11 protein-coding genes are annotated in these 12,839 nt (G+C 54.6%); 9 read left to right on the top strand and 2 right to left on the bottom strand.

Translation table 11 applies throughout. The features are described from left to right. Window positions 1-110: 110 nt before the first annotated feature. Window positions 111-425 (top strand): DUF1806 family protein, encoded by a 315-nt coding sequence (locus DYE26_RS16790; protein ID WP_227872708.1) that lies wholly within the window; start codon window positions 111-113, stop codon window positions 423-425. Continuing rightward, a complete protein-coding gene (locus DYE26_RS16785) occupies window positions 422-1,162 on the top strand; it encodes a PIG-L family deacetylase (protein ID WP_036625625.1) in 741 nt (246 codons plus the stop codon). The genes DYE26_RS16790 and DYE26_RS16785 overlap by 4 nt, the downstream gene beginning before the upstream one ends. A gap of 385 nt (window positions 1,163-1,547) precedes the next feature. Here DYE26_RS16785 and DYE26_RS34555 read toward each other — a convergent pair whose 3' ends face one another. Further along, a complete protein-coding gene (locus DYE26_RS34555) occupies window positions 1,548-2,369 on the bottom strand; it encodes a methyl-accepting chemotaxis protein (protein WP_036625624.1) in 822 nt (273 codons plus the stop codon). A 580-nt stretch (window positions 2,370-2,949) separates the two neighbouring features. On the opposite strand from DYE26_RS34555, the gene DYE26_RS16775 reads away from it, so the two are divergent. The 7 genes from DYE26_RS16775 (at window position 2,950) to DYE26_RS16745 (ending at window position 11,554) form a co-directional block, all read left to right on the top strand. Further along, the gene (locus tag DYE26_RS16775) at window positions 2,950-7,809 is read left to right on the top strand and encodes a S8 family serine peptidase (protein ID WP_036625623.1); all 4,860 of its coding nucleotides are present in this window, start codon (window positions 2,950-2,952) and stop codon (window positions 7,807-7,809) included. Between the two features lie 55 nt (window positions 7,810-7,864). Next, a complete protein-coding gene (locus DYE26_RS16770) occupies window positions 7,865-8,212 on the top strand; it encodes a hypothetical protein (RefSeq protein ID WP_036625621.1) in 348 nt (115 codons plus the stop codon). Window positions 8,213-8,376: 164 nt separating this feature from the next. Then, complete coding sequence (locus DYE26_RS16765; RefSeq protein WP_036625620.1) at window positions 8,377-8,976, top strand: TetR/AcrR family transcriptional regulator; 600 nt, start codon at window positions 8,377-8,379, stop codon at window positions 8,974-8,976. A gap of 43 nt (window positions 8,977-9,019) precedes the next feature. Then, window positions 9,020-9,271, top strand: coding sequence for a zinc ribbon domain-containing protein (locus DYE26_RS16760; RefSeq protein WP_036625618.1), 252 nt, complete (start codon window positions 9,020-9,022; stop codon window positions 9,269-9,271). A gap of 40 nt (window positions 9,272-9,311) precedes the next feature. Beyond that, window positions 9,312-9,665 (top strand): VOC family protein, encoded by a 354-nt coding sequence (locus DYE26_RS16755; RefSeq protein WP_036625617.1) that lies wholly within the window; start codon window positions 9,312-9,314, stop codon window positions 9,663-9,665. Between the two features lie 13 nt (window positions 9,666-9,678). Then, window positions 9,679-10,527 (top strand): GNAT family N-acetyltransferase, encoded by an 849-nt coding sequence (locus DYE26_RS16750; protein ID WP_036625616.1) that lies wholly within the window; start codon window positions 9,679-9,681, stop codon window positions 10,525-10,527. Window positions 10,528-10,618: 91 nt separating this feature from the next. Next, on the top strand, window positions 10,619-11,554 hold the full coding sequence (locus DYE26_RS16745) for a bifunctional helix-turn-helix transcriptional regulator/GNAT family N-acetyltransferase (RefSeq protein ID WP_036625615.1): 936 nt from the start codon (window positions 10,619-10,621) through the stop codon (window positions 11,552-11,554). Between the two features lie 97 nt (window positions 11,555-11,651). On the opposite strand, the gene DYE26_RS16740 is transcribed toward DYE26_RS16745, so the two are convergent. Then, complete coding sequence (locus tag DYE26_RS16740; protein ID WP_036625614.1) at window positions 11,652-12,476, bottom strand: methyltransferase domain-containing protein; 825 nt, start codon at window positions 12,474-12,476, stop codon at window positions 11,652-11,654. Window positions 12,477-12,839: the final 363 nt, after the last annotated feature.

Genomic DNA, 12,839 nt, shown 5'->3' with positions numbered 1-12,839 from the left:
TTTAACTTATTGTGAATCCGGACAAGGCTAGTATAATGGTACTGTGAAAAAGAAAGCAGGGTTGGTTGTGCAGGCGCACGAAAAAAATACGCAGTAAAGGAATGCAAGTGATGATGAAACCAATCGACAGGGAGAAAGTGGCGAAGGAACTCCGGGCTTTTGCGGGCGCGGAAGCGTATGTGCATAGCGAGGCGACTTCCTATATGTTCGCACGCAATTTCAAAGTGAGCGTCACGGAAGCTTTTATCGCCGGGGAAGGTCCTTACCGGGCCGCACTGCGGTTTGACGGGCACGGCTGGCTGCGCATGGAGGAGCTCACCCATTATGAAGCGGACGAGCAGGGGCGCCTTTTGCTGGCGGGCTATGACGAGCGGGGGCGGATGAACGTAGCCCTGCATCTTGGAAAGGAGCCGTTTCCGGAATGAACAAAACGAATGTGACAGAACAGCGGACGCGCAAACTGTTGGCCGTCTTCGCCCACCCGGACGACGAGAGCTTTATTTGCGGAGCGACCTTGGCCAAATACGCCCATGAGGGCGTGGAGATCACATTGGTCAGCGCCACGCGGGGCGAAATGGGACGGCGCATGGGCAATCCTCCGTATTTGAACCGGGAGACGATGGGGGCGGCCCGGGAGCAAGAGCTGCGGAACGCGTGCGCCAGCCTTGGTATCCGCGATTTGCGGTTTTTGGATATTCGCGACAAAACGGTCGAGTTTATCGACGAGGAGCTGTTGATCGGCCGCATCGCCGGATTGATGGAGGAGATTGAGCCGGACGTCGTGCTTACTTTTCACGAGCGCCTCGGCGGCCATCCCGACCACTGCGCCATCGGCAAGGCAACGACGGCGGCCTTCCGGCGGTTCGGCGAGCGGGGGGCGCTGTATTTCATTTCTTTCGGCGACGCCATGGAGCGGCCGGAGGTTTTTGGCTACACCCGCGGCGATATCGTAAAAGTCGACGTGCAAAACCATCTGCCGGCCAAGCTGGCCGCGTTCCGGGACCATCGGTGCCAGTCGGAAATCGAGGCTTGGGTTTGGCAGCCGGACAAAGAGGCGCTTAAACGGTTGGGGCGGTATGAATATTTTATCAGAGGGAACCGCCGGGGGGCGTCCGGGAGCGCGGCGGAAACGGCGAAGGCGGACGATTTGTTCGTTTCCTGATCTGATCGGACACACAAAAACGCATTGTCCAGGGCCGCGACAGTGCGTTTTTTGTGTTTTTTTAGTCCTATTTTAGTGGCTGGTCAAGGCCGGAAACATAAGGGCAAAAAATGTCTTTATGCCAGCGGTATCCGTCCATTTGAGAGAAATAGAGGCCATTTATGCCGCTATTTTGCCCCGTCGCCAGGAAATGCCGGCGTTCCGGGGCATACATCGGAAAACAAGTGCAAAAAATGCCGTTAATGGGAACGGACAGGCTCGGCTCCGGATAATAAGTACATAAAGTGCCGCTATTTTGACGGCAGACGGTTCCTCATTCCGGCAACTGGCCGTCAAGCGCTGATTTTTTACGTCCGGGTGGCCCCGTTTTCGCTTCCCGTCAAAACTACCTCGTGAACGACTGGATAAACACGGCCATTTCCTTGCTGGCCTGGTTCAGGCGGTCGATCACTTCGCTGAATTCATTGACGAGCTCCGCCTGAACATTGGAGGAAGCGGCGATCGCTTGAATTTCCCTTTCCATCTGTTCGATGGAGCGCTGTACGGTGACCAGCGATTTCTCGATGTTCTGCGTCGCTTCTTTGGAATGAACGGACAGCTTGCGGACTTCGTTTGCCACCACGCCGAAGCCGGCTCCGAGCTCTCCCACGCGAGCGGCCTCGATGGCGGCGTTCAGGCCCAGCAGATTCGTTTGGTCGGAGATTTCGCGGATAAAACCGGCCACCTTGCCTACCTGTTCCGAATCTTCTACCGTCTTGCGGGTGTTCTCGAGAATTTGCTCGGTCGTCGCGGACAGTTCCTCCGAATGGGCCGCCACGTTCTGAACCATATCGACCAAGTGGCCGGTGATCCCGTTCACTTCCTCCATCAACGCCTCCAGCTTTTGTTCGTTTTCCAGCGTGTATGCGATGGCAAAGGCCCCGACGACTTCTTGATCCGGACCGTAAACGGGCACGCCCGCCGAAATGACCGGGTTGCCGTAAATTTCCGCGGGAAGCCGGTTGATCGTTCTTTGCCCGGCCAAGGCATTCTTCAAAGTGGGATCTTCGGGAGGAACGGGGCTTCCTTTAACCAAACCGAAATCCAGCGTCCGGCTGGGAGCGTAATAGTGAAAAATCTCCCGGTCCGTAATGCCGATCATAATATCCTGGGAATGAATTTGCTTGAAATAGGGTGCAGCTTGTACCAGTGCAGTAATAATATCCATGTATGTCCTCGTCCTCCCCTTAATAAATGCGTATAAGAAAATATCGGCAGTTGATGATTTTTTTTAAGATGATAGAATTTAAAATTTTATGATAGTAAGAATCGTAGGTGCCGATGTATATAAACCGTGCGGAAAGTCTGGAATTTACGCAATAACAGCGAGTTCCAGGCTTTTTTAGGGGCTCAACCCAGAAATCGGCGCTTGCAGCCGGCGACTGGAACGACGAAGAACCGTAGGCCTTCAAAATAGCGGAACTTAGTGTTCTTATTTTCCGAAGCCAAGCATGTTTATCCCCATTAGCGGATTTTTTTGTTCTTATTTTCCATTGAAGGGTTAGAATACGGGCATTTCCTTGTGATTCGAGAAAATAGCGACATATCTGGCCTCTATTTCTCGCAAACGGATGGGTATCGCCGGAATAGCGACATTTTTTGCCCTTATGTTTTTCGCGGGGCTGTTATTGCAAATGACTTTTTTCCCTGAAATAAAATGGGAATTTATTATAATTTCCAAAATAAATATTATATGTCAACTTGTTTCAGCTTCTAGAAAACTACATATAGAGAGGGAGAGTGAGAGTTTGAGCAAGAGAGTTGCCGCAGGGCTATTAAGCTTCCTGCTGGCGTTTTCGCTGCTGCCGCCGCTGGCGGGGGCTGAAGGAGACGCCCGGCAGGGGGCGGAAGAAGGGAGGGCCGCTGTTTCCAAGCTGAATCCTGCCGCCCCCGCAGCGCTCGATGCGGTCAAGGCGAAGGAGCTTCGGCTGCAGAGCAAGAAAGGGCCGGCCGGCGCGAAGCCGGCAAAAACCCCGCTGCTCGGCGCTGGATTGCAGTTGGAGCGGCAGGACGCCGCCCCGGATTCCGCCGCGGTGGAACCGCAAAGCTTTGTGCCTCTATCGGATGGCACGGAGCGGATTTCCGTGATCGTAGAATTGCGGGAAGCTCCGGTCAAAGTGTTCGAAGCGGCCGGAAGCAAGCTGCGCAGCAGCAAGTCGTTGTCCACGCATAAGCAAACGGTGAATTTGGAGCAGCAAACGTTCAAAAAGCAGGCGATCAGCAAATTGAACGCAAAATTCAAGCGCTCTTATTCAGGAATTTTCAACGGTTTTTCTTTAACGATCGCCGCCAATCAGGTGGAAAATTTGCTTAAGCTTCCCGGGGTCAAAGCGGTGTACCCGAACAACGAGGTGTACGCCACCGCCGAAGAAGAGACCCCGTCCGCTCCTTTGGGCAGCGTTCCGTTTATCGGCAGCGAAGTTTTTTGGGAGCAAGGGATCAAAGGCCAGGGGATCAAGGTTGGGGTCATCGACACCGGCGTGGCCAAGGATCATCCCGATCTGGCGGCCGCCGTCCCGGACGGCGATTGGGGATATGACTTCGTAAACGAGGATAACGAGCCGTACGAAACGACCAAGGAAGATTACGAGAAAGCGCGGGAAAATGATCCGGCGCTTCCGGAGGTAAACGAGGACGGCAAACCGTATTGGACCTCGCACGGAACCCACGTGTCCGGGATCGTGGCCGGGCGCGGCGCGGGCGCGGATGGCCAAGCGGGGATCGAAGGCGTCGCGCCGGAAGCGGAAATCCATGCGTACAAGGTGCTGGGGCCGTATGGAAGCGGTACGACGGAGAACGTGATCGCCGGGATCGAGCGGGCGGTGGCGGATGGGATGGACGTCATCAACCTGTCGCTCGGCTCGGATTCCAACAACGAGCAGTCGGCGGATTCCGTAGCCGTCAACAATGCGATGAAGGCGGGCGTCATCGCGGTCGTATCCAGCGGCAACTCCGGTCCCGAAGAGGCCACGGTAGGGGACCCGGGCAGCGCGGAACTGGCGATTACGGTCGGCGCTTCCAAACCCCCGCTGGATACGCCGGTTATGGAAATTGCCGGGCTGGAAGGCGATCCGTTTTATATGGACACGTTCGATAAATCGGCAGGCCTGGAAAACCTGACCGAGTCCTATCCGCTCGGCGATGCCGGGTTAGGCAAACCAGGCGATTTCGAGGGCAAGGATTGGAGCGGAAAAGTCGCTTTTATTAAACGCGGGGAGATTCCTTTTGCGGAAAAAGCGTTGAACGCTCAAGCCTCTGGAGCCCTTGCCGCGATTATCTACAACAACCTGCCGGAAGCGCTGGAAAGCGGCACTCTGGGTGACGCCAACGTGACGATCCCGGTATACGCGTTGTCCGGGGCGGACGGTGAGCGAATCAAAGCTGCGCTGGATCGGCAGGAGCTTGCGGCTAAATTTGGCTCAACGGTCGAACAGGACATTATGGCCGCTTTCAGCTCGCGGGGGCCGTCCAAACCTTCTTATGACATCAAGCCGGATATTTCCGCGCCGGGGATCGGCATCCGTTCCAGCGTGCCGGATTATGAAGGCTGGTATGAGGCGCAAAACGGCACGAGCATGGCCGCCCCGCATATCGCGGGAGCCGCGGCGCTGCTTAAGCAGCATTATCCCAAGCTTGGGCCTTATGAAATCAAAGCGCTGCTGATGAATAATGCGCTTAAGTTGTCCGACCGCAGTGGCAGCCGCTACTCGCATATGGATCAGGGGGCCGGGCGTGTCAGCCTGGATCAAGTTGTCGAAGCGAAGGCGGTGGCGCTGGTCGGGGACACGACCGATTCCGTCGACGGCAACGAGCCTACGCCGTATTTTACGGGCAGCCTTTCGTTCGGTTATGTCGGATACGGATCAGCGGTGCAGCGTGAGGTCATCGTTAAAGATATCGCCGGGGAAGCGTCGGACTATTCTATTGAATCCGTTTGGTATGGCGGCGATTCTCCCGTAACTTTGACCTTGTCCGAAACCCGGGCCAAGGTTGCGGCGGGCGGGGAAACCTCGTTCACCGTAGCGGTGGAAGCGCCGGAGGAAGCCGCTAGCCAGCGTTATGAAGGCGAGCTGATCCTGACGGAATCTTCGAGCGGCCACGTTATCCATATACCGGTTTCGGTTTATGTCGGTGAAGCCCCGCAAGCGGATGCCGTCACGGATCTCGCATTAACTCCGAATCCGTTCTCGCCGAACGGGGACGGCAGGTTCGATACGACGGACATCACGTTTACGGTCAATGAATATACCGAGTATTTTTCCCTGGATGTTTTCGCCTTGGACGGCAGTTGGCTCGGTTCGTTGATTGAAGTTGAAGACGGTGTTTCTCCGGACAGCTACGCTCTTCGCGGCTGGGACGGCGTGGATCTCCCGGATGGCGGTTACCTGTTGGAGCCTTGGGTCGGCACCAGCCTGGCGGATGCCGTGCCTTTAGAGAATCAGTTCGAGGTGTTTATCGTGGACAGAAAGGCTCCGGTATCGCAGTTAAGCGACCCTGCCATTAAGGTAGACGCGGCCAGCCTTCGAGGGACGATCTCCGGTCAGGTCACGGAAGATCTGCTGATCGATTTGCTGGTTTCCGAGGCCGGGGCGGCGGTAAGCGATGTGATTGGCGTGGCCGCCTTGTTTGACGGCAACGGGGACGGCGAGCGGGAACAGATGGATGGGACCATTGACGACACGGGCCATTTCACCATTGAGGTCCCGATTGCACCAGGGGACAATACGTATGAAATTTACGTATACGACTTGGCGGGTAACGGTTTGGTAACTCCGGCCCACGTGGTTAATTATACGCTTTCGGGTTACGTCACTCCTTTTGTCGAGCCTTCCCGGGTACAGCGGAATGACCCGTTTAAGCTGGATGTGCTGTTTTCGGTTACGGAGGCCGTATACGCCGCCAAATTCGATTTGTTGTACAGCAGTGAGTTGGAACAGGTCAGCGTTGCGCCAAGCCCTGAGCTTAGCGCGCGCCAGGCGGCGCAAAACCCGGATCGCCCGCTGACGGTGTCTAAGGCGGTTTATGAACTGGATGATGGCCAGACCAGGTTTGAATTTATGGAAAGCTTGCATGACGCACAAGGGTATGCCGGCGATGGCTCTTTGGCTACTTTTACGTTTCAGGGGGCTCCTGCCGGGCAATATACTTTCCAGGTAGCTAACCTGGCATTGTACGATCAGAACGGGAACGAAATTCCGGCGGGATTGGTCTCCGACACTCAAGTGACGGTTGAAGAGCGGGCCGAACTGCATGCAACGCCGCAAAGCTTATCCCTTGAAGAAGGGAAAACCGGCCGATTGACCGTCGCTTACAAGGACACCGCCGGAACGGTCACAGACGTGACTTATGCGGTTTACTATGGGCCGGAGGAGCCGCAAATTATAACCGTGTCGAAAGGGACGGTGACCGCGCATAAACCCGGCAAAACCAAGATCAAGATTACTTATGAAGGTTTGACGGCGACCGTAGGCGTTACTGTTACCGAAGCATCCTCGGGTGGCACGGGTGGCGGCGGCGGAAAGAACGGCGACGGAAAGAACAATGGCGGAATAATAATGCAAAACCAGCAAGAACAGCAAAAGCAATCGCCTCCCAACCAAGCGGTAAAAGAAGCGATCAAAGCGAATGAGCCAACGGTTATCACTTTGCCGAACGGCTTTACGCTTACGATTCCGGCCGGGGCCATCCCATCGCCGGAGGCGGCTTTTGTGCAGGTGGCGCCCGCTTCCGAATCCGACGCGACCATGTTGATCAAGGGGCTGAAGCTTGGCGCGGAGCTGAAACCGTTTGGGGTTTATTACGACTTAGCCCTTTTGGATAAAGACGGGAAGCCGATCGAGAACGTGGTTTTCCGCAAGCCTGCCGAGGCTTCGATTCCTCTAAGCGCCCTGAACGCGGGAGACGTGAACGGAGAAAAGCTCGGCCTGTTTAAGCTCGGCGGCCAAGGCGTACTTGAACAGCATGCAGGGCGGCTTGCTAATGATAGAGTGGTGGCTCATTTGAACGGCTTTGGCCGTTACATGTTTATGGCCAGAGAAATTTCGTTCGCCGACGTAACCGAAGCGGGTTATCCGTGGGCGGTGAACGAAATTGAGGTTTTGGCGGCCCAAAACATTGCAACCGGGATGAGCGCCAACGCGTTTGCTCCGGGTTCCAAAGTCACCCGCGCCGAATTCGTCTCGCTGCTGGTTCGGGCGCTAGAGCTGGAAGCGGATGAGGGCGCGGCCGGAAAAGCCAAATTCAGCGACGTCCCGGCGGACAGCTGGTTTGCGGAAACGGTGGGCATCGCCGCCGCCAAAGGGCTTATTGCCGGCTATGAAAACGGCGCCTTTGGGCCAAACCGGCAGATTACCCGCGCCGAAATGGCCGTTATTTTGTCCAAGGCGCTGGCTCACCTGGACCTGGGGACGGGAGGAACGGCTGCGGCACCTTCCGGCTTCACCGACCAGGCGCAAATTCCGGGCTGGGCGAAGGAGTCGGTTGGCCTCGTCGCCAAGCTTGGCGTGATGAAGGGCAAACCGGCCGGCAAGTTTGACGCGCAGCAAGGGGCCACCCGCGCTGAAGCGGCTGTCGTGATCTACCGCATTTTCACTCAGTATAGGAAGTAAAGTTTTATTCCACCTTGTCCGTTCATATACATGCCTTAGAAGGAGCGTGAGCAGGTTGGATAAAAAAGTGAAGCGGTACTATCAATTAAAGCAGCAGCAAAAAGAGGCGGAGCTGGAAATGGCCGAACTGCGCAGCGAAATTTTGAAGCATTGTCTTGAACAGGGAGCTGCCGAACTTGAAATCGGGAACTACCGGGTGAAGACGGTTATTCAGGAACGGAAGGAATATGACGACCAAAAGCTGTACGAAGCGCTCCCCGACCCTGAGGTATGGCGGTTGATTTCCAAAGCGGATGCGCAAAAGGTGGCGGGATTGATTAAGCTGAACGTCATTCCCGAGGAGCGGCTCAAAGACACTTACGCGACGAAACGCATCACTTTGCTGCAGGTGGAGAAGAAGTAATTGATGCTCGTTTTGAGCTTAAGCTCTCGAGGGAGTGCAGCAAAAAACGCCAGAACAAAATGTTCTGGCGTTTTTTTACTTGGAAAATTGGAAATCCATATCTTGACATTACAAACGAAGAAACTTATTATGAGTATAAAGTCATTGAGTAAGGAGTCATCGGAGTGACTGAACATAAAACCCAACGTCAATTACAAAAAGAACAAACAAGAAAACGCCTGGTCGAAACCGCATTGGTGCAGTTTGCTCAAAACGGCTTGACGGTTACTCGTACTTCCGATATTGCCAAAGCGGCAAAAGTTTCTCACGGGACAGTGTTTGCCCATTTTTCCACGCAGGAAGCGCTGATGGATGCCGTTATCGAGGAATTTGGCTCGCGGGTATCCCGGCGGTTGCATGAACTGGCTGCGGAAGGCGGCGGCTTGCGGGACGTGCTGAAGGCACATCTCACCGGCCTGGCGGAGTTTGAAGCCTTTTATACCCGTTTGGTGATCGAAAGCAGACTGTTGCCGGAAAGCTCCCGAAACGTGCTGGTTGCGATCCAATCAACGGTGTCTTTACATGTAAGCCAAGCGGCCGAGCGGGAAATGAATGCCGGTGCTATAGATGCGTACCCGCTGCATTTGTTATTCAACACCTGGACTGGCTTGATTCATTATTATTTGGCCAATAATGACCTTTTTGCCCCGGGCGGATCCGTGCTGGAGCGTTACGGTCAAGAACTGCTGGAGCATTATTGGCGCATGATCGCTGTCAAAAGATAACTGTCTTTTGCCATAAAATAATGTTAAGGAGATGCGATGGGCAATGAAAACATGTATTGCTTGCGGAATGCCGATGAACGAACCGTCCGAATTTGCCGCGGGGGATACCGCGAAAGACTACTGCGTGCATTGCGCGCGTCCTGACGGCACGATGCAGTCTTACGACGAGAAGCTGGAATCCTGGGCCGCTTTTATCGTGCGGACCCAAGGGTTGGACCGGCAAGCTGCGGAAGCCGCCGCGCGAAATATGATGTCCCGGCTGCCGGCTTGGCAAAATCAGGTTAACGGTAAATGACCGATCGTCGGGTAATCCAAGTCCTAAAGGAGGAGTATATGTGAAAGGCTACGATAATTTTTTTCTGCCCGTTGGCGATCTAAAGCAGGCAGGATACTATTATGGGCAGATGCTGGGTTTGGATGTGAAATTCGATTTTTCGGCAAAAGGAATGCTGGCTTATCGGATCGGCCGGGAGGAGCCCGCCGTTATCCTTAAAGATACTTCCCATTTTCCCATTGCCCAACCGGCAATATGGTTTCTGGTTGACGACGCCCGGCGAAAATATAATGAGTTAAGAGAAAAGGGCGTTGCATTCAATTCCGAGCCCTTTGCGATAGCTACGGGGACGGCGGTCGAATTTGAAGATCCCTTCGGAAACAGGTTGGGAATTACGGATTATATCAAGAGATAGTGGAGGGAAACCGATGATTCTGCTTGACGTCCGGGATTACAAGAAAGCCGAGAAGCCTTTGCGGGAAGTGGGTTTTAACACATTATTTGCGGAGTCCGTGATTCACGGGAAAACGCCGGGGCAAGTTTACGCAGACGACGAGGCAAACCCAAGCGTGTTTTATGTCGTCCACCCTTACGGGATGTCCTTGTTGTTTGGCGCTGCGGACAAGCCCGGCTTTAACCAGTGGCTGCAGCAATATTTACTGGACAAAGCCCGGGCGCGCAGCGGCCACGAATGGCTGCAGGCCTACCCGGCCGACTGGAACGGGCGGATTCGCCAAATGCTCGGCTCGGAGTTGGTGGTGAAGAGTACGGAGCTGCAGGAAGAAATCGCAGCTGCATCCCCTAAGGCAGTCGAGTATACACGGGTTAACTTTCGTTTTGAGCGGGATAAATACCGGATTGCCGCGAAACCGGCAAATTTGGCGGGCTGCGAGATCGTCAGAACGACGAAGGAGATGTTCCTTGCCGCTCCGGGGGCGGTTGTGCCGCGTTTTTTCTGGAAGGATGAAGTTGAGTTTGAGCGGATGGGGGTTGGATTCAGCCTAATTTACGAGGGGAAAATCGCCGCTACGGCGTTCTCTGCGTTCATCACCGAAAAAGAGCTGGAAATCGGCATAGAGACTGCTGAAAAATACCGCGGAAGAGGTTTTGCGGCCGCCGTATGCTCGGCGCTGATCGATTACTGCCTGCGGCAAGGCCTGGAGCCGGTCTGGTCCTGCCGCCGGGAAAATGAAGGCTCGTACAGGCTGGCCCAGAAGCTGGGATTCGTGCCTTCGCTGATGATCCCTTATTATCGTTTGCCGGCCGGCGCCATGTAGTTGCTGATGCTAAACGCAAATTAGTTGACTAAGTCAAATTAAATGCTTTATGATGGGATTACTATTCTTTGGCTTTTTTAGGAGGTAACCCATGAATTCCGTCCATCACCCTATCATTCAGGCCGTCCGCAGGTTTAACCGGTTTTATACGAATATCCTCGGGCTGTTGGATCAGCATATGCTGAATAGCGATTTTTCGTTGTCGGAGGCCCGGGTGCTTTACGAAATCGGCAACACCCCAAACTGTACGGCTAAAATGCTGATCGAGCTGCTGAGTATTGACCCCGGTTATTTAAGCCGGATCATCAAACGCTTCGAAAAAATGGGCCTCGCTTACAGGGAGCAGTCCAAGGAGGACGGGCGGCTGTATTATCTTTTCCTGACCGATCAGGGGAAGGAGACATTGGCCCGGCTCAACGGGTTGTCCGACGGCCAAATCTATCAAATGATCAGCCGTCTGCCGGAGCAGGAGCAGCTGCAACTCGCCCGGGGGATGCAATCGATTGAAGCGGCGCTGTCGGAGAAACCGGCGCTGACGGGGGAGGAAATCGTCATCCGCAGCGAGCTGCGGCCCGGGGACGCCGGCTACCTGGTCCATCTGCACGGTTGGATTTACCAGGAGCGCGGCTACAACCACCGGTTTGAAGGGTACGTGTGCAAAACGTTTTACGAGTTTTTTGAAAACTACAGCCCGGGCAAGGACCGGTTTTGGTTTGCGGAAGCGAACGGCAATATGGTGGGCGCGATCGCCATCGTCGAGCATTCGCCGGACAAAGCCCAGCTCCGCTGGTTTGTCGTGCATCCGCAGTACCGCGGGATCGGACTTGGGCGCAGGCTGTTGGACGAAGCGATGAACTATTGCCGGGAAAAAGGCTACCCGAAAGTCTTCCTGGAAACGACGGAGGATCAGCAGCAGGCGATCCGGATGTACACGCGGGCGGGCTTCGTCAAAGTTGCGGAGCATCCCAGCAACGACTGTGGCAAGCCTTTGGTTGAACTGACGTATGAGCTGACTCAGGATAAATGAAAATGTGAAAGCCCCTGCCTTATTATAAGGCGGGGGCTTCTTGTATGGGGCAAGGCGGGAGGTTCACGGTAGATAAGGCAGGGGGCTCCCATACAAGTCAACCGGAGAGTTTCTCCGCGATCATTTTCGTCATGGCGTGTTGATGAGGGATGCCCGAAGAGTTACAGTCGAACACTATCTCCGCGCTGTCCCGGATCAGCCAGTCGTGGTAAAGGCCCAGCAGTTCGCCCGAACGCCAAAGGTAGGAGTGGGGTTCTTTTTCCGGGGGCGGCGCGATGAATGGCTTATGGACGAACACGTTAAATACGTGCAGCCCGTTCGGATTCGTGAACCGTTTATAGTTGGCGAAAATGTCCTCCCGTTCCTCCGGCGGGATATAGTGCAATACGCCGCTGGAATGGAGAATGTCGAACCCGCTGTCCAGGCGGAAATCCCGGACGTCCGCCTTAAAGACGTTGACGTGTACCCTTGCCTGCTCGGCGAGCCGCTTCGTTTTCTCCACGCCGGCGTCCGTCACGTCAAAGGCGGTGACGTCGAAGCCGTTTCTGGCGAGGAACACGGCGTCCTTGCCTTCGCCGCAGCCGATATCCAGCAGCTTCAGCGGGCGAACCGGCGGCATGAGCTGCAATATCCGGTAACAGGAGGAATTCGGCTGAGTACCCCAATAATACCCGGGTTTTTCGTATTGTTCCTCGTAAATGGTTACCGGCTCCAACCGCGATTCGTAGCCCAGCAATTTATCGATCGTGACGCCTAAAATGGCGGATAACTGCGGCAGCAGGGTGATGTCGGGCATCGTTTGGGCGTTTTCCCATTTGGATACCGCTTGGAAAGAGAGGCCCAGCTTTTGGGCAAGCTCTTCCTGGGTCAAGCCTTTTTCCTTCCGATAACGGCTGATCGTTCTGGCAAGCTGTTCTTTCAATCCTCTCACGCTCCTTGGTTATCCCTATTGTAGGGGCGGCGAGAGTGGAGAACAATAACTTCGTGATTGAAAATAGCGGCGGTTTCAACCGGCAGTTGAGAAAAAGACGCTCCCCCGGGACAGATCTCGGAGGAACGCCTTAATTAAAATCGGCGCCAACCAGCAGCTATCGGAGCGAACCAACTGCAAAAGTGCATCTCATTTTTCGTGAATCGCCGTTATGAGGCGTCTGAAATGCAAAAGTGCATTTGATTCAGGTTATTTTTACAAATTATGGTTAATTTCGCGAGTATGAACTGCACTTATGCATTTGATCGGCCATTTCGGGGCCATTTGGGTGAAAATCGCCTGCACTTTTGCATT

The sequence above is a fragment of the Paenibacillus macerans genome (assembly GCF_900454495.1).
Taxonomy (GTDB): Bacteria; Bacillota; Bacilli; order Paenibacillales; family Paenibacillaceae; genus Fontibacillus; species Fontibacillus macerans.
The sequence above is the reverse complement of the archived record's forward strand: the minus strand, read 5'-3'. Positions and strand labels throughout refer to the sequence as shown.